The organism is Flavihumibacter petaseus NBRC 106054, assembly GCF_000974785.1.
Lineage (GTDB): Bacteria > Bacteroidota > Bacteroidia > Chitinophagales > Chitinophagaceae > Flavihumibacter > Flavihumibacter petaseus.
Genome location: NZ_BBWV01000004.1, coordinates 383,356 through 401,722, shown reverse-complemented (window position 1 = coordinate 401,722; position 18,367 = coordinate 383,356). Strand labels below are relative to the sequence as shown.

At 49.1% G+C, this 18,367-nt stretch carries 15 protein-coding genes; 9 read left to right on the top strand and 6 right to left on the bottom strand.

The genetic code is table 11. The features are described from left to right. Window positions 1–10 precede the first annotated feature (10 nt). The 4 genes from galE to FPE01S_RS21115 form a co-directional block, all read right to left on the bottom strand. A complete protein-coding gene (gene galE, locus FPE01S_RS21130) occupies window positions 11–1,066 on the bottom strand; it encodes a UDP-glucose 4-epimerase GalE (RefSeq protein WP_046371067.1) in 1,056 nt (351 codons plus the stop codon). Continuing rightward, the gene (rfbA, locus tag FPE01S_RS21125; protein WP_046371066.1) at window positions 1,063–1,959 is read right to left on the bottom strand and encodes a glucose-1-phosphate thymidylyltransferase RfbA; all 897 of its coding nucleotides are present in this window, start codon (window positions 1,957–1,959) and stop codon (window positions 1,063–1,065) included. Before rfbA ends, galE begins: the two co-directional genes overlap by 4 nt. A 67-nt stretch (window positions 1,960–2,026) precedes the next feature. Further along, on the bottom strand, window positions 2,027–3,067 hold the full coding sequence (locus FPE01S_RS21120; protein WP_046371065.1) for an inorganic phosphate transporter: 1,041 nt from the start codon (window positions 3,065–3,067) through the stop codon (window positions 2,027–2,029). 12 nt (window positions 3,068–3,079) lie between these two features. Further along, a complete protein-coding gene (locus tag FPE01S_RS21115) occupies window positions 3,080–3,727 on the bottom strand; it encodes a DUF47 domain-containing protein (RefSeq protein ID WP_046371064.1) in 648 nt (215 codons plus the stop codon). A 137-nt stretch (window positions 3,728–3,864) separates the two neighbouring features. Here FPE01S_RS21115 and FPE01S_RS21110 point away from each other — a divergent pair, with 137 nt between their 5' ends. The 3 genes from FPE01S_RS21110 (at window position 3,865) to FPE01S_RS21100 (ending at window position 9,522) form a co-directional block, all read left to right on the top strand. Then, on the top strand, window positions 3,865–5,169 hold the full coding sequence (locus FPE01S_RS21110; protein WP_217998253.1) for a putative porin: 1,305 nt from the start codon (window positions 3,865–3,867) through the stop codon (window positions 5,167–5,169). A gap of 100 nt (window positions 5,170–5,269) precedes the next feature. After that, complete coding sequence (locus FPE01S_RS21105; protein WP_046371062.1) at window positions 5,270–8,095, top strand: TonB-dependent receptor; 2,826 nt, start codon at window positions 5,270–5,272, stop codon at window positions 8,093–8,095. 38 nt (window positions 8,096–8,133) lie between these two features. Beyond that, window positions 8,134–9,522: a beta-helix domain-containing protein gene (locus tag FPE01S_RS21100; RefSeq protein ID WP_046371061.1), complete on the top strand. Its 1,389-nt coding sequence runs from the start codon at window positions 8,134–8,136 to the stop codon at window positions 9,520–9,522. Between the two features lie 194 nt (window positions 9,523–9,716). On the opposite strand, the gene FPE01S_RS21095 is transcribed toward FPE01S_RS21100, so the two are convergent. Further along, the gene (locus FPE01S_RS21095) at window positions 9,717–10,769 is read right to left on the bottom strand and encodes a sensor histidine kinase (protein ID WP_046371060.1); all 1,053 of its coding nucleotides are present in this window, start codon (window positions 10,767–10,769) and stop codon (window positions 9,717–9,719) included. A 32-nt stretch (window positions 10,770–10,801) separates the two neighbouring features. Next, window positions 10,802–11,488, bottom strand: coding sequence for a response regulator (locus FPE01S_RS21090; RefSeq protein ID WP_046371059.1), 687 nt, complete (start codon window positions 11,486–11,488; stop codon window positions 10,802–10,804). A 145-nt stretch (window positions 11,489–11,633) separates the two neighbouring features. Here FPE01S_RS21090 and FPE01S_RS21085 point away from each other — a divergent pair, with 145 nt between their 5' ends. The 6 genes from FPE01S_RS21085 (at window position 11,634) to atpH (ending at window position 18,363) form a co-directional block, all read left to right on the top strand. Then, window positions 11,634–13,835 (top strand): hypothetical protein, encoded by a 2,202-nt coding sequence (locus FPE01S_RS21085; protein WP_046371058.1) that lies wholly within the window; start codon window positions 11,634–11,636, stop codon window positions 13,833–13,835. A 25-nt stretch (window positions 13,836–13,860) separates the two neighbouring features. Continuing rightward, complete coding sequence (locus FPE01S_RS21080; protein ID WP_046371057.1) at window positions 13,861–15,642, top strand: ABC transporter ATP-binding protein; 1,782 nt, start codon at window positions 13,861–13,863, stop codon at window positions 15,640–15,642. Between the two features lie 128 nt (window positions 15,643–15,770). Beyond that, on the top strand, window positions 15,771–16,883 hold the full coding sequence (gene atpB / locus FPE01S_RS21075) for a F0F1 ATP synthase subunit A (RefSeq protein ID WP_046371056.1): 1,113 nt from the start codon (window positions 15,771–15,773) through the stop codon (window positions 16,881–16,883). 34 nt (window positions 16,884–16,917) lie between these two features. Then, window positions 16,918–17,166 carry an ATP synthase F0 subunit C gene (gene atpE / locus FPE01S_RS21070; RefSeq protein ID WP_046371055.1) on the top strand — a complete coding sequence of 83 codons (249 nt, stop codon included), beginning with the start codon at window positions 16,918–16,920 and terminating at the stop codon, window positions 17,164–17,166. A 111-nt stretch (window positions 17,167–17,277) separates the two neighbouring features. After that, window positions 17,278–17,781 carry a F0F1 ATP synthase subunit B gene (atpF, locus tag FPE01S_RS21065; RefSeq protein ID WP_046371054.1) on the top strand — a complete coding sequence of 168 codons (504 nt, stop codon included), beginning with the start codon at window positions 17,278–17,280 and terminating at the stop codon, window positions 17,779–17,781. An 18-nt stretch (window positions 17,782–17,799) separates the two neighbouring features. Beyond that, on the top strand, window positions 17,800–18,363 hold the full coding sequence (gene atpH, locus FPE01S_RS21060) for an ATP synthase F1 subunit delta (RefSeq protein WP_046371053.1): 564 nt from the start codon (window positions 17,800–17,802) through the stop codon (window positions 18,361–18,363). The last annotated feature ends 4 nt before the right edge of the window (window positions 18,364–18,367 follow it).

The following is an 18,367-nucleotide window of genomic DNA, read 5'->3' as shown; positions in this document are numbered from 1 at the left end:
TCGTATTGAGTTAGTTCAGTTTTGCATTTTGAACAAGATAGAAGGCTTCATCCTCCTTGATCCGCAATTCCCACTTCCATGCGGTGCTCATCATGTCTTCGAGTGAATACCGGATCTTCCAGCCAAGTTCGTTGACAGCATGTTCGTTGTTGGCGTAGATGGCAATTACATCACCTGGCCGGCGTGGACCAATAACATAGTTCAGGGATCTTCCGCTCACTTTTTCAAACGCCCTGATTGCTTCCAGTACTGTTACGCCATTTCCTGTTCCAAGATTGAAAACTTCACAGAATTTCAAGGTGCGTCCCTGGATCAGGTACTGCAGCGACAGGGTATGGGCATGAGCGATATCGGAAACGTGGATGAAATCACGAAGACAGCTGCCGTCCCTGGTGTCGTAGTCATCACCGAAAACGGTCATTTGCGGCAATTTGCCGATGGCAGTCTGTGTGATGGCGGGTACAAGGTTGGCGGGCCTTCCGATCGGCAGTTCCCCGATCTCGATGCTGGGATGGGCGCCAACAGGATTGAAGTACCGCAGCAGGATGCATTGCGTGGGATGAATCTTGGCGAATTCACTGATGATCTGTTCGCCCATCTGTTTGGTATACCCGTAGGGGGATTCTGCAGGTTTGGGCGGTGTGCTTTCCGTTACCGGGATCACATCCGGATTTCCGTATACAGTACAGGAAGAAGAAAAGACAAAATAGGGCACTTTGAATTCCTGAACACATTTGAGCAGGTTCATCAGGCTCGTCAGGTTATTTTCAAAATACATCAGCGGCTGGGCAACAGATTCACCTACTGACTTGAATGCCGCGAAATGAATAATGCCGGTGATGTCTTCGTTTTCCTGGAAAATTGCGTAGGTATCGTCAAAGTTGCAGAGATCAACTTTGTAGTTCTTGATCTTTTGGCCGGTGATCTTTTCCACGCCTTCGAGAATATGTGGGGTAGACCGTGAGTTATTGTCCACGGAAATTACCTCGAACCCGTTTTCAACAAGGTCAACCAGTGTGTGTGACCCGATATATCCACATCCTCCCGTTACAAGAATTTTGCTCATGATTTGCTGATGTTTGCTTTATACTGGTTTGATTCTTTTAAAAGTCCCGTAAGATACTGACCATATCCGCTTTTCAGAAGAGGTTGCGCAATCGTTTCCAGTTGCTGGTTATTGATAAAACCCTTCCGCCAGGCGATTTCCTCAACGCAGGCAATCTTGATTCCCTGCCGTTGTTCGATCACCTGTACGAACTGCGAAGCCTGCATGAGCGAGTCGAAGGTGCCGGTATCGAGCCACGCGGTTCCGCGATCCATGATAGACACTTTCAGCTTGCCCCTCCTCAGGTATTCCCGGTTAACGTCGGTGATCTCATATTCACCTCTTGCACTGGGCTGAAGGTTTTTAGCTATTTCCACTACCTCGTTGTCGTAAAAATAGAGCCCTGGTACGGCGTAATTGCTTTTAGGATTCGCGGGTTTCTCTTCGATCGACAGTGCCTGTTTGTTCTGATCAAATTCCACTACGCCATAGCGTTCCGGATCGCTTACATGATACGCATATACAATACCGCCGTCAGGGTTACTGTTTTTTGCCAGTTGTTCTCCCAGGCCACTTCCGTAGAAAATATTGTCTCCCAGAACGAGGGCAACCTTGTCTGTGCCGATGAAGGGGGCACCGATTACAAAGGCCTGTGCGAGTCCATTGGGAACCGGTTGTTCTGCATAGCTCAGCCGGAGGCCAAGCTGCGTGCCATCACCCAATAATTTCTGAAATAACGGGAGGTCGTGGGGGGTGCTGATGATGAGAATTTCATTGATACCGGCAAGCATCAGTGTAGAAAGCGGATAATAGATCATCGGCTTATCATAAACCGGCATGATCTGCTTGCTGATGGCAAAAGTGATCGGATGTAACCTGGTACCGGAACCACCTGCTAAAATAATTCCCTTCATGCTTATCAAATGATGGCACAAGATAAACAAAAAGCAGCTCCAAACAGGCGATGGAAGGGAAGGCTGGTTAGATTCCGGACAATTTCACCAGGAAGTAAATGATCGCTGCAAAAAGGGCGCTGACGGGGATCGTCAGGATCCAGGCCCATAACAGGTTGATCGTAACACCCCAGCGGACTGCAGATAATCTTTTGGTTGCGCCCACACCAATAATTGCTCCGGTAATGGTGTGCGTGGTACTAACGGGAATGGCCAGATGCTCGGTAAGATACAAGGTGGCTGCACCTGCAGTTTCAGCGGCAACACCTTCCAGCGGTGTAACTTTGGTAATACGGGTTCCCATTGTTTTGACAATCTTCCAGCCACCACTCAGTGTTCCGAGACCGATTGCAGTAAAGCTGGCCAGCGGTACCCACCAGTAGATATTGACAAAAGTGTTGAAATCCATGGAAATGCCCTTCATCTTATCGTGGTAAATGATGGCTGCACCGATGATACCCATAACTTTCTGGGCATCATTACCGCCATGCCCGAGGCTGAAGAGGGCGCTGGATACCAGCTGCAGCCTCCTGAACCATTTGTCGGCCTTGTGCGGTATAGCCTTCCTGCAGATGTTCAGGATGATCACCGTTATAATATAGGCGATCACCATACCGATGAGTGGCGCCAGGAAAATGAACAGGAAAGTTGGAATTACCTTGGCATAGTTTACCACATTGTGCCCATTCTGGCTGAGTCCCCCTGCGTGCGCAAGTGCCGCGCCAAGAAATCCACCCATCAGCGTATGGGAGGAGCTGGAAGGAATGCCGAACCACCAGGTAATCAGGTTCCAGGCGATGGCTGCGATCAATCCCGAGAAAACCACATGCAGGTTGATAAAATCTTCATTCACCCATTTCGCTACCGTATTGCCGATCTTAAATTCCCCGATCCAGTATTTGGAAATAAAAAAGGCGGCGAAGTTGAAGAATGCCGCCCACAAAACCGCCTGAAACGGCGTCAGTACTTTGGTAGAAACAATAGTGGCAATGGAGTTGGCCGCGTCATGAAATCCATTGATATAATCGAAAACCAGCGCGAGAACAATGATGATAACGAGAAAGGTCATACGAAGGAGTGGTTACGCGTATTTGATGATGATGCTTTCGATCACATTGGCGGCGTCTTCGCACTTGTCTGTAACGATTTCCATCACCTGGTAGATCTCTCTTTTTTTGATAACCTCTTTCGCATCGGGTTCTGTTTCAAACAACCGGTCAATACTGAGGTCAAATATATCATCGGCCTGATTTTCAATGCTGTTTACCTTAACCAGCGCATCTGTCATCTGCCGCATGTTTTTCATGTTCCGGAGTTCAAGCACCGCATTCCGGATCTGGTCCGCACCCTGATCGATCAGGTCAGCCATCTTCTGGATCCCGGGATCGTTGGGGTTAACACGGTAGAAATTGATCTTTTTGGCAGAAGCAAAAATATAGTCGCAGATATCGTCAAGGGAACTGGCCAGGTAGTGAATGTCTTCCCGGTCAAAGGGAGTAATGAAGTTCCGGCCCAATTCAGTAAAGATCTTGTGGGTAAGATCGTCGTTTACATGTTCCAGGTCTTCCATCCGGGCGATCAGCGCCGCCCTTTTGTCGAAATCAGTCTCGTTGACCACATCCTTCATCAACCGGCCCATTTTAGCCACAGTACCAGCCACCTCTTCAAATAAGGAATAAAAAACCTTGTCCTTGGGAGTGAATAATTTCAGGATGGACGATATGGACATACTTGAATTTTGCGCAAAAATAGAGTCTTTCGGCTCCAGTTAAGGCTTTTTCCAGTTGATAATAATTCCTTAACATGGAAAGTCCCGTCCAGCCTGCATTCCGGAACTACATTTGCGGCCGTTAATAATTTGGTAATATGGCGTTAACGCAGGTTTCACGGTACTTCAGGAATCTTTTTCTATTGGTTTTCATGTGTTTGGGACTAAACTTTCATGCGAAATCCCAGTTCCTGATGGATATGATGGACACGTCAAAAATGACCAATAAGAACCTGCTGGGCATCTACGAAAAGTACAATTACCTCACCATCATTGGCTATATGCAGCCCCAGTTCCAGCTGGCATCTGAAAAGGGTATCCGCACTTTTGCTGGTCCGGATTTCCCTCCCAATGTGAACAGCCGGTTTATGCTCAGGAGAGGACGGGTCCGGTTCGATTATACCCGGTTCAATAAAGATGAAAAGGCCAGTGTGCAGTTTGCCTTTCAGTTCGATGGCACCGAAAGGGGGGTCGCTATCCGGGATTTCTGGGGCAGGGTATTCGAAAACCGGTGGGAAGTATTTACCCTGGCCATGGGGATGTTTGCCCGGCCTTTCGGTTACGAAGTCAACCTGTCCTCCATTGACCGGGAATCGCCGGAAAGGGGACGGATGTCACAGACCCTGATGCGCACTGAGCGCGACCTGGGGGCCATGGTCAGTTTTGAACCCAGGCGGAAAGGTCACAAGTATGCGTGGTTAAAGGTGGACTTTGGCGTATTCAATGGGCAGGGCCTCACCGGACCAACGGAATATGATTCCTATAAAGACCTGATCATGCGGGCCGGGATGAAACCCAGGCAGCTAACCCCGAAAATAAAATTGTCTGCTGCTATGTCTTTGCTGTATGGCGGGTTCATGCAGAGCTCGAAGTACATATATAATATGGAAGAGGGAAAGGGTTTTGTGGTGGATTCCAGCGAAGGCAATGTGGGCAGCAAGGCACCAAGGCAATATGCTGGTGCAGACATGCAATGGGAGTTCAAGCATCCCAAAAGTAAAACCATCGTAAGGGCTGAGTATTGGTTCGGCCGCCAGACATCACTGGCCCTGACCAGTGAGACCCCCGGGGGATTACCAACTGAACCTCTCTATACGCGACCGTTTAACGGTGCATTCTTTTACCTGTTACATTCCATCGGAAAGCACCAGTTTGCAGCCAAATATGACTGGTACGATCCGAATACCAAGGTCAGGGGGAAGGACATCAGGGAAGAAGGCAATTACCACGCCGCGGATATCCGCTACAATACACTCGGGCTGGGTTACCTCAATTATATCAACCAGAACCTCAAACTGGTACTTTGGTACGACTTTGTCACCAACGAATCCACCCATCTTCCGGGATATACCAAAGACCTGAGCGACAACGTTCTGACGGTTCGGCTGCAATTCCGCTTCTGAGGTAACATTCCGGTAATATTAGCGTTACAATTCGTTAATCAGCCAATAACAACACGGTAACATTACGCAACTAGTTTTGCGCGCAAACAAACCAGTCACTGTGCGCAAAAAGACCCTATTTCTGCTGAGTTTTCTTCTGATCGCATTGCTGAAACTTTCTGCCCAAAGCAGCCTCAGGCTCAGCGGAAAAGTGATCAATTCCCGTAACGAAGCTGTTCCTGGTGCTACCATTACAGTAGATGGTACCAACCGTAAAACAGCCGCTGATGTGGAAGGAAGATTTACCCTGCAGCTGGAACCCGGAAAGAAATACACCCTTAAGATTTCGAGTGCCGGATATACCACCAAATCACTTGAAGATGTTGAACTGAAATCAGGTGAAGACAATACACTCTCTGTTGTACTCGAAAGCAAATCAGAACTGGGAGAGGTAGTAGTAAGAAGTTCAGTGCGGAAAGAAACTACCAGCGCACTCATCAATCTTCAGCGGAACAATACAGCAGTATCCAGCGGTATAGCAGCCGACCTGATCAGGAGGACACCTGACCGCACTACGGGTGAAGTGTTGAAGCGTGTGAGCGGCGCCAGTATCCAGGATAACAAATTCGTAATCGTTCGTGGTCTTAGCGACCGGTATAATGCCGCCTTTATCAACAACTCGCAGCTGCCTTCAAGTGAACCGGACCGCAAGGCATTCTCCTTTGATGTGATCCCCGCGAATATGATCGACAATATTGTGATCAATAAAACAGCCACCCCGGAACTGACCGGTGAATTTGCCGGTGGCCTGATCCAGGTGCAGACAAAGGATGTACCTACAAAAGATTTCCTTTCTATCGGTTTCCAGCTGGGGTTCAACCTGAATTCAGTATTCAGGGATTTCACGAGCAACCCCCGCACCAGCACAGACTGGCTGGGATGGGATAACGGAACAAGGAAATTCCCTTCCGCATTTCCGGCAACTCCCCAGGAATACCGCGCACTTCCTGTTGATGACCAGATCTCCAAATCGCAGCTCATGCGTGATGATGTGTACGCCCAGGCGAATGCCACTGCAAGGCCAGCACAAACCTACAATCTTGCCTATGGTTCCACACGCATACTGAAGAATGATGCTAAACTGGGCTTTATCGCATCTGTCATATATCGCAACACCATGCTGAAATATGATGTGCAGCGCCAGTTGTTGCAGTCTGATGCCACACCTATCTTTCAGCTGACTGATAACCAGAACCGCTACCAGACCAATATCGGTGCATTGGTGAATATCACCTATGCCCAGAAGAACAACAAAATCTCTTTCAAGAATATTTTCAACCGGTTCTATGACGACAACTACTTCGTTCGCACCGGACTTAACTCCAACCGGAACCAGGATATCAATTTTTATTCCTCTTTCCTGAACCAGAGAAGCTTTTACAGCGGACAATTTGAGGGCGATCACCAGCTGAAACTGGCAAAGATGAAGTTCCGCTGGAACACCGGTTATTCACTCGTTACCCGTTCCCAGCCCGATCTGCGCACGCAGCAGTATGTGCGTGCGATCGGCAGCAATAAATTTGAAATCGATCCCGATGACACCCGCCGTTTCTGGAGTGACCTGCAGGATCATACGATTACGGCTTCGGGAGCACTGACCCTTCCTTTCGAACTGTTTGGACAAAAGCAGCAATTCAAGGGCGGCGCTTCAACGATCATTCGTTTCCGCGATTTCCAGAGTCGCATTTTCCGGTATGTGGAAACCAATCAATCCAACTTCAACCAGGAACTGGCATCACTTCCCTACGACCAGATCTTTAAAAAAGAAAATATCAGCAGAACAGGATTTGTGCTGGACGACTTTACCAACAATCAGGATAAGTATTTTGGTATCTCCACCATCAATTCTGGTTTCGCCATGTTTGACAACAAGCTGAGTGAAAAAGTAAGATTAGTGTGGGGAGCCAGGCTGGAATTTTTTGAACAGTACCTGACTACCAAGAACCAGGAAGCCAAAAGAGTGGATGTTGACCAGGAAACATGGGACTTCCTTCCTTCCGTCAACCTGACCTGGTCGCTGAACACCAAAAACAACCTTCGCTTCTCAGCCTTCCAGACTGTTGCACGGCCAGAGTTCAGGGAGATTGCTCCGTTTGCCTTCTTTGATTATGAAGCCAACTACGGCATCGTGGGTAACCCGGACCTGAAGCGTACCAAGATCAACAACTTTGATGTACGGTATGAAATCTATCCTGCAGCAGGAGAAACTTTTTCTGTTGGCGCTTTTTACAAGAATTTCAAGAATCCCATCGAGTTCAGGCTTGATCCGGGTTCCAATGCAGACCGCCGCCAATACTTTTATCAGAACGCCACAGACGCCAATACCTATGGAGCAGAACTTGAATTCAGGAAAAACCTCGATTTCCTGAACAAGGGCAGCAAAGTGCTCAGCAACATGACTGCTTTCGGAAACATCACTTACCTGTTCTCTGATGTCAGCTTTCCCGACGAAACATCAGGACAGCCAATCAACAGCAACCGTCCGATCCAGGGACAGTCGCCATATCTCGTGAATGCCGGTATCCAGTATACTTCAGACAAGCTTTTCAGTGCAACGCTCCTGTACAATGTCATCGGACCGCGCCTGGCACTCGTAGGCAGCACGCCTACCAAGGATGTCAACGGAGAATTTCAGCAGGAATTCCCGGATATCTATGAACGTCCGCGGAACCTGCTTGACTTCCAGTTATCGCGCAAGATCATGGAAAGGAGAGGTGAATTAAAACTCAGTGTAAGCGACATCTTCAACAACTCCATTACACTTTACGAGAACAGGAGCTCAGGTAAAGCATTTAACGGTGAGGACAGGATCTTCAGCAGTTACAAGCCGGGAACCACCATCACCATCGGCTTCACCTACGATTTTGAACTTAAGAAACGCAAATAAAGACCGTAAAACAACCAGAAATTTTTAAACAAAGAGGTATGAAATTGGTAAAGCAAATAACAGCAGTTGCAGTGAGTGCACTCATGATCAGCAGTTGCATCAAGGTGGAAGTGGGCGACGAATACAACTATCCGCCGGATGGGACAGACTCCACCAGCAAGGTGCTGAACGGAACGATTGACCAGAGCCGTACCCTTGCAGCAGGTGTATATACACTGAAGGGGTATGTATATGTGAACAATGGCGCTACGCTTACTATTGAACCAGGCACCATTATCAAAAGCGATGTGGCAGATAAAGGTGCGCTGATTATTGAACGGGGTTCCAAGCTCATAGCCGATGGGCGCCCCGACGCACCGATCATCTTCACCTCCGGTAAGGCTGCCGGCGAACGTCAGCCCGGCGACTGGGGAGGTATTATTTTGCTGGGCAAAGCACCCACCAACCGTCCCACATCACCAGCGCCCATTATTGAGGGCGGAATCGGCCGCCCCTACGGCGGAACTGATCCTAACGACAACAGTGGTATCCTGCGATATGTAAGGGTTGAATTTTCCGGTATCGCTGCCGAGCCGGGTTCAGAGATCAACGGCATCACCTTCGGCGGTGTTGGTGCGGGTACTATTATTGAGAACGTTCAGGTTTCTTACGGTGGTGATGATGCGTACGAATTTTTTGGCGGTACTGTAAATTGTAAAAACCTGGTTGCTTTCGGTACAATGGATGATGACTATGACTTCGACTTTGGCTATACCGGAAAGATCCAATATGCAGTTTCCCTTCGCGACAAGCCGGCAGATACAGATCAGGCCAACGGCATTGAGTGTGATAATGATGGCAGTGGTACACAGACAGAACCATTTACACGCCCCCAGCTGAGCAATCTTACGCTGATCGGACCATACGATACCACCGGTTCAAGCGCCAACCATGGCTACAGCAACCGCTGGCGCCGTTCCACCCGTTTCGTGCTGCGCAACTCTCTCCTGATCGGCCATCGCAAGGCGGGATTCTCTATGGAAAGTAAAGAGACCGCGCAGGCTTATAAAGATGGTTTGTCTGAATTCATGGACAATATCATTGCAGTGTATAAAAATCCGTATTATACTTCTGAAGACAAGAAAGATGGTAGCGGTAACCCGGCTCCCGACCCCGCCTCCACAGTTTTCACGGCTGCACAGCTTCAGGCTTTTGCTGCTGCCCAGGGTAACACTGTGCTGCCATCCCGCGATGATGTACAACTGACTGATCCGTTCAACCTGAACGCGCCCAACTTCTTGCCGAAAGCCGGCTCTCCTGCGCTGACAGGCGGCAACTTTACCGGGATGGATGTGTTCTTCACACCGACAACATTCCGCGGAGCATTTGGTACAACCAACTGGATGGAGGGCTGGACCAGCTTCAATCCGAAAAACAATACTTACTGATTTCTATGGTTTGAATGTGAGGGCCCGTCACTCTGGTGACGGGCTTTTTTTCATAGTTCCGTAATGTGCAGGTCAAATTGCAGTAACACTGCAGCCCTAGCTTTGGGCTGTCATACATATCTCAGTTGTTGTGTACAAAAGCGTTAGCTTTTTCTCATGCAGTGAAGCCGGTGTATCTCCATACGTTGGCTTTTTTATTCTTTGCTGGAAGGGAGTGTAAAGCCGATCGTGGTGCCGACATCCGGCTTACTGCGCACATGCATGGATTCTCCGTGCGCTTCAATAATATGTTTGCAAATGGCAAGACCAAGTCCGGTACCGCCCTTATCGCGGCTACGTGCTTTGTCAGTCCGGTAAAAACGTTCAAAGATGCGGGGCAGATGTTCTTCTTCAATCCCGATGCCGTCATCACTGATCTCCACCAGTACTTTGAATTCATCTGTATTGTACATGCTGGCTACAATGGTTCCTCCTGGTTTGCCGTACTTGGCACCGTTCGCCACCAGGTTGATCACTACCTGACGGATCTTTTCCTTATCAGCAAAGACATAGATGGGAGGGGACTCGCACCCTTTTTTTATGGACGCAGTAATCTGTTTCTGGCTGAGTTTGATGGAAAGCGATTCAATAACTTCCCTTACCAGGTCCTGGATGATAAAGTATTGTTTATACAACACCTGTTCGCCTGATTCCAATCTTGAGATTTCGTCGAGGTCCGTCATCAGGTTCACCAGCCGGTCTACATTGCGGCTGGCATTTTCAAGGAATTTTTTCCGTACCTCCGTATTCTCCATGGCGCCGCCGAGCAATGTATCCACATAGCCCTGGATGGCGAAAATCGGCGTCTTGAATTCATGCGCCAGATTCTGCAGGAATTCTTTCCGGAAAGCTTCATTTTTCTTCAGCATCCGGATCTCGCCTTCCCGTTGCTCTGCCCATTTCTCTACATCTTCCTTCACTTCGTCAATGCTCTTCTGGGGAATGATGTACTTGTTGTAAAACTCTTCCCGCTTGCTGGCCTTGGTCTGGTAAATGAATTTGTAGATGAGTTTGATTCTCCGGTAGATGAATTGCTGCAGGAAATAGAAGATCAGCGCATAGGAGACAATGAAAAGAAGCGCAAAATAAATCAAGGCTATCTTCCAGGATTTATCGAGCGCGAGGTTCGCCAGGCTGACGAGTGCGGCAATTGAAAATGCCAGCACACCGGCCACCTGCCGGGGTGATAGATTTTTAAAATTGAACATGGTTCCGGTATTTGCCCCGGGGGGCAGGGTGTTTACAGGTCAAATTTATATCCTACACCCTTTACAGTGGTAATACAATCCAGCCCCAGTTTCTGACGAATCTTCCGGATATGCACATCGATGGTCCTGTCGCCTACAATCACGTCGTTCCCCCATACCTGGTTCAGGATCTCATTCCGGAGGAATACCCTACCGGGCCGGGAAGCAAGCAGGTATAACAGTTCGAATTCCTTTTTTGCCAGCACTTTCTCCTCCTGGTTGACCATCACCACAAACTTATGCGGGTCGATTACCATATTTTCTATGGCCAGTACCCCGTTGACCGGTGCGTCTTTTTTGCTGACCCGGCGGAACAGGGCATTCACCCGGCTCAGCAGCAACTTTGGACTGATCGGTTTGTTTACGTAATCATCCGCGCCGGTGTCGAGGCCTTTCATCTGGCTGCCTTCATCGTTCAACGCTGTCAGGAATATGATCAGGGTATCTTTGAAAGCCGCCTGCGCCCGCAATAATTCGCAAACCTCCACCCCGGTCTTTTTGGGCATCATGATGTCAAGTATGATCAGATCCGGTTTGATCTGTTTTGCCCGCGCCAAAGCCTCATCACCATCCTTTGCCGTATATACTTCATACCCCTCAGCCTGTAGATTATACTGAATAATCTCCAGGATATCCGGTTCGTCGTCGGCAATGAGTATCTTTTTTCCCTTGGTGTCCATTAACAATTTGTTTACGCAAAGTTAATGCCCTTGTGTAACCCCTGATTTTTCAACCGATTATGAAATTGTTAAGCGGTTTGCATACGCAAAGGGGGGGTAATTGCGTTCTTCACTATTGGACGTACCTTTGAATCGCCCGATATCTATGAACAGATTATTGTCATTACTCCTGGCAAGCCTGATTACCGGAATGGTAACCGCCCAGAACGCGGCCCCGAAATACGTGATCGACCGTGGAAGGCTGATTTTCCACGAAAATATCGACAAGGAGCAAAAAAAGCTCTATACCCAGCCCGGGTCCTACATACGGGGCTATATTCCCATTACCAAAGACGAAACTTTTAACGGCCAGGTAAGATTTGCCATCATCGATGAGGTAGACAACATGCAAATGGAGATCGAGATGGATTCTGTATTCAAGGACAATGAAAAGAAAAAATACCTGAAAGGCCTTGAAATACTGGTAAAACAGGCAGGCCAGGGCGTGAAAAGCCGCCTTTTCACAGCTGCACTGGTACCACAGATGGTAAAAGGATTTGAAGCCTCCATGGAGCTGGACCGCAATAACAAGGGAATTGACCCTGTGGTGCGCGAGAATCACTACTGGGTAGGCAAAACGCTGGTGGATTGCTTTAGCTACCCCGAAAACAAGGGGGTGCCGGCCAGTAAGGATATCCTGACCATTAAATACCTGCAGCTCTACCCGGAAAGGACCATGGCCTTCCTGAAAACGAACCTCAACTACCCGAAACGGGATAGCCTGATTGCTGCCGAAGCCCGTCGCGATCCCCGTAAAGTATATGATTTTGCGGCTGCCAATGATGCGCTGGCCCGCTATATCAAGATACACCCCGATCCCGTTGTAAAAGTGGTGGCAGAGATGGCCAGCAGTAAAAGCGGGCAATTGTATTTCCCGTTTATAGACGAGATCTACCGGGGCAAAATCTCTTTTGACGAAATCGACAAGGTAAAGGGCAATGACCTGGAATACTACCGCCTTATGGTAAAAGTGCGGATGCAGCATACTGCCAGGATGATTCAGCGCGATACTCCAATGGAAAGGAAAGCACTTGTGGAAAGGATGGAAAACAAGGCCCGCCAGTTTTATATCAGTCAGATCAATGGCCTTCACAATTCACCCGATCCGGTGCGGTTCAAAGTACTGGAACCGCTGCAGCCACATGAACTGTATTATCTCTGCGTGCTCGGAGAAGATGAAATCTATACCTCCAGCTACCGGGGTGTTTTTAAACGGATCATCCAGAGGCTGAAAGGCACACCGACCGATAGTCTTTTCATGACAATGAACTTCGATTATTTCCGGAAGTTCATTAAAATGGCGGCCGCCTACAACGAGCTCGACACCCTGCTGAAACTGATGCCGGACAGCAATGCTACTGTATTGATGAAATCCTTCATGTTCGGCCTGGAACGTAATACTTCCCTCGTCAATGTGGAAGATGCCGTAGACGTTGCTGATGCCTACAGCAGCATTTTCGAGAAGAACAAGACACTCGCGGCCAATATGCTGGAAGAGGCCCGTCAGAACTATGACCGCTGCCAGCGAAACGGCGACCCCAATGGCCAGAAAGTATATTTTATTGAAAAATCCCTCTTCGAGTCGGCTGACAGTACCAACCATACTGACATCTCCAAAATACTGGGCATACCTCCTGTTTACCAGGTACCTTACGAGCGGCTGCTGGATACCGCCGGACGGATTGTGCAGCAGGTATTCTTTTATGGCGATGAAGATAAGGACGGCCAGAACAGCTATGCCAACTTCATGACCCTGTTCAGGAATAAAGCAGACTGGGCCATAACCGAAAATCCCGACTTCGTTACGATCAAGTCCACGAAAGGGAAACCCGTCTGGATCTTTGCCAATAAGCCGCTTTACGGGGAAGATGACCCGGATGCCAAGGCACAGCAAAAACTCCGGGCTTATTTTGACGACAAGGGGCTGGAACCGTCAATTTATATCCACCGCGGCCACAGCTACCATGTGAAATCGACGCTTGACCAGGTGACACCATCAGCCAGGATCGTTATCCTCGGTTCCTGCGGTGGGTACAATAACCTGAATGAAGTACTCATGATCAGCCCGGATGCCCATATTATCTCGTCCAAACAGATCGGAACCCGTACGGTGAATGAACCGATCCTGAATGCCATCAACACCAGTCTGCGGAATGGCCGCAGTATCGACTGGGTGCCGATGTGGCAGGAACTCAGCAAACAGTTTACCGGCGAAAGCCGCGAGCGGTTTGATGATTACATTCCCCCATACAAGAATCTTGGTGCGATCTTTATCAAAGCCTATCGCGGCGTAGAGGACGAGGAATAACCCTGGGTGGTTATCTTTGCCCGGAATGAACGGAGAAAAGAAAATTTTCAACACGGCTTTGCTGCGGCGCGTGTTCCGGCTGGCTGCGCCCTACCGGAACCGGGTATATCTCTCCCTGGCACTGGCCATAGCCCTGGCGGTGCTTTCGCCGGTGCGACCTTACCTGATCCAGATTACCGTTAACGATTACATTAAAAATGGCCTGATCGATATGGTGGTGAGGATCACCCTCATACAGATGGTGTTCCTGCTGCTGGAAACAGCATTCCGTTTCCTTTTTTCATTTATTACTGCCTGGCTGGGACAGACAGTAGTAAAGGATCTCAGGGTTACGGTCTTCAACAGGGTACTTCATCTGAACCTGTCACAATTTGATAAAACGCCTGTCGGAACCCTTACCACGAGAACAATTAATGACATTGAGTCGATCAACGAGATTTTCTCGGATGGACTCATCCCGATAATCGCTGACCTCCTTTCCATTATCTCCATTCTGGTGGTGATGTTCGTGGTGGACTGGAAACTGGCCCTGATCAGCCTGGCACCATTCCCCATCCTGATCCTTGCCACCTATATCTTCAAGGAATCGGTCAACCGTTCGTTTATCCGGGTCAGGAACGCTGTAACTGCCCTGAATGCCTTTGTTCAGGAACATGTGACCGGCATCCAGATCGTCCAGGCTTTTGCCGCTGAAGGCAGGGAGTATGCGAAGTTCAAAAAGATCAACAGCGAACACAGGAACGCCAATATCAATGCCATATTCGCTTACTCGGTGTTCTTCCCTGTGGTCGAAATCGTGCTGGCCGTATCTTCCGCTATACTGGTGTGGTGGGGTGCCGGCAAGAGTCTGAATCTGCCACCGGATCAGGCTGCAGCCCTGACGGGAAAGATGATATCCTTTATTCTTTTTCTGAACCTGTTATTCCGGCCACTCCGGGTGATTGCCGATAAGTTCAATGTGCTGCAGATGGGTATGGTAGCGAGTGAGCGGGTGTTTAAACTGATCGATAACGATGATGTGATCAAAACCGAAGGCAGTTTTGCGCCCGCCAAGGTTATGGGAAAGATTGAGTTTAACCATGTGTGGTTCGCCTATACCGATACCCGTTACGTGCTGAAGGATATCAATTTTACGGTGCAGCCCGGCGAAACTGTAGCACTCGTTGGCCATACCGGCAGTGGCAAAACCTCTATTATCAGCCTGCTGAACCGGTTGTACCATATCCAGCAGGGTGAGATCCGGATTGACGGCGTTAACATTGATGACTACACGCTGAATGCTCTCCGGCGGCAGACGGGTGTGGTGCTGCAGGATGTTTTCCTTTTCTCCGGGTCTGTGATGGAGAATATCACCCTGCGGAACCCGGCTATTTCGCGGGAACAGGTGGAAGCGGCCGCCAGGCTGATCGGCATGCACCAATTCATAGAACAGCTGCCCGGGGGATATGATTATAAGGTTATGGAAAGGGGGAGTACCCTCTCCCTTGGGCAGCGGCAGCTGCTGAGTTTTATCAGGGCGCTCCTGTACAATCCGTCGATCCTGATCCTTGATGAAGCTACTTCCAGTGTGGATACGGAAAGCGAACAGCTGATCCAGCAGGCGATCGATACCCTTATTTCGGGCAGAACGGCCATTGTGATCGCCCACCGCCTCAGTACGATCCGGAAGGCAGACAAGATCATTGTGCTCGATAAGGGTGAAATACGGGAAATCGGCTCACATGAAGAGCTGATGGCCAGGGGCGGCGCTTATTATTCCCTGGTGGAAAGCCAGTATGAAGGGAACCGGAAGGCCGGACGGGCATAATATAAATAGTTATTATCTGTAATATAACGGAAACCTGTAAAATATTTCGGCTGGCGGCCTTCTTTTCCGCTCCGACGTTTTACCGTTCACTGGCTTCTCCCTATCTTTGCGCAAAATTTAGAACCCGCATGGCAGCAAAAAGCGTGAAATCTATACTGGTAGCGGCTTTCAGCGTAGTTTTACTGGTTTTGGGCACTTCCGCCCGGGCGAACGAAGGAGGCGAAGGAGGCCATGGTGAAGGCAAGGAAGAGGGTTTCGATGCGGGTAAAGCCATTCTTCACCACATTGCCGATTCTCACGAATGGCATTTTTTCAGCATGGGAGACAATCATGCGGTTCTCCCGCTGCCTGTAATCCTGTATTCTCCCGAGCGTGGCTTAAGTGTGTTTTCTTCATCCCGTTTCGAACATGGAAAGGCGGATTACAACGGCTACAGGAATGAACACGATCATATTGTGGCGGTAAATGAAGCCGGTCAGGTGGATGAAGCTGCGAAAGTGTATGATTTCTCCATCACCAAGAACGTAGCGCAGATGTTTCTCGCAGTGGTGGTGCTGGTGCTGATCATGACCGGTGTTGCTAAAAAATATACAAGGGAAGGTGCAGGTAAAGCGCCGAGCGGATTGCAGAACGCCATTGAGCCCGTGATCACCTTTGTGCGCGATGATGTTGCGCGGCCCAACCTGGGGCACAAGTACAAGAAGTACATGCCCTACCTGCTGACGGTATTCTTCTTTATTCTCATCAATAACATATTCGGCCTGTTGCCAGGTGCGGCCAACGTAACTGGTAATATTGCCTTTACGGCCCTGCTGGCAGTAATTTCTTTTATCGTGATCCTGTTCAGCACCAATGGTCATTTCTGGGGACACATATTCTGGCCTCCCGGAGTGCCCCTTCCCGTAAAGCTGATCCTGATCCCGGTGGAACTGCTGAGTATCTTTATCAAACCTGCGGCCCTCATGATCCGTCTTTTTGCCAACATGACGGCGGGCCACATTGTAATCCTGAGCTTCGTTTCCCTGATCTTCATATTCGGTCAGATGAACTCGGTTGCCGGCTGGGGCTTTTCGCCCGTATCCATGGCATTCTCGGTGTTTATCTATGTGATTGAGATCCTGGTGGCCTTTATCCAGGCGTTCATCTTCACCAACCTGACCGCCGTGTTTATCGGCCAGGCATTTGAAGGAGAGCATCACCACGATGAAGCACATGGTCACGAAACAGCAAAAACACACTAAGAATTTTTTATATAAACATCAAAACACAAGTTGTATGTCATTCATGAACATTCTGTTGGAAGTAGGACAGGCTCAGCTGGGTGGTGCCATCGGTGCCGGCCTCGCTGCTATCGGCGCCGGTATCGGTATCGGTCAGATCGGTAAAGGTGCGGTTGAATCTATCGCCCGTCAGCCTGAAGCTGCTAACGACATTCGTGGTAACATGATCCTGACTGCAGCGTTCATCGAGGGTGTTGCCCTCTTCGCTGTAATCGCGGGTCTGCTGGCAGTTCTGTCCAAGTAACCACAACAAAAATGCTGCAGCTGACGCAAAGGGCCGACGCTGCAGCATTTCTATCGCGTTCAGTTGCTATGACCGTGTAAAATCAAATCATCAGCCTCCAAATTATATTTCATGGAATTATTAATGCCCGCTTTAGGATATTTTGTCTGGACACTGGTCGCTTTCGTCATTGTGTTCCTGATCCTGAAGAAGTTTGCCTGGAAGCCAATCCTCAGTACCCTGAGCGACAGGGAGAAAAATATTGCCGACTCCATTGCTACGGCGGAGCGCGTGAAACTGGAAATGGCGCAGCTGAAGAATGAGAATGAAGCCCTGATGCAAAAGGCACGTGAAGAGCGCGCTGAAATGCTGAAGGAAGCCAAGGAAATCCGCGACAAGATCGTAAACGAAGCCAAAGAGCAGGCAAAGGTGGAAGCCAACAAGGTTCTTGCCGATGCGCAGGCTTCTATCGAGCAACAGAAAAATGCCGCCCTCACAGAAGTAAAGAACAAGATCGGTAATATGGTGATTGAGGTTACGGAGAAGGTTATCCGCCGCGAATTGAGCAATAAATCAGAACAGGAACAGTACATCCGCACACTTGCAGATGAATTACCGCTGACGAACAGGAACTAAAGCAAAAACACCGCACAAATGTCCAATACGCGCGTTGCACACCGTTATTCCAAGGCACTGATGGATCTCGCAATCGAGACCAACCAGGTAGATGCCGTTAAGGCTGACATCGATGGTATCCGCAAGGCTACTACGGGTGAACTGGAAAGAGCACTGGTATCTCCCGTGATCCGTCACGACAAGAAGTGCCAGATCTTCAAAGCCCTCTTCGGTGGAAAAGTATTGCCCATCACAGAGAAATTCTTCGACCTGGTATTTACCAAGGGACGTGAATTGTCGATGGTGGAAATCCTTGATGCTTTCAACGATCGCTACCGCGAACTCAAGGGTATCCGGATCGTGGAACTAACCACGGCTGTACCGATCTCCGACGAACTGCGGAACGATTTCCGCAACCGTCTTCTGAAAATGGAAAGGTACCAGGGCAAAACCGTCCAGATCCAGGAAAAGGTGGACGCCAATATCCTCGGTGGCTTCGTGCTGCAGATGGAAGATGATCTTTTTGACGCAAGCATTCAGCGCGACCTGAAAGACATCAAGACCCAGTTCATTGAGAATATGTATATACAGAAAATCAGATAATTCG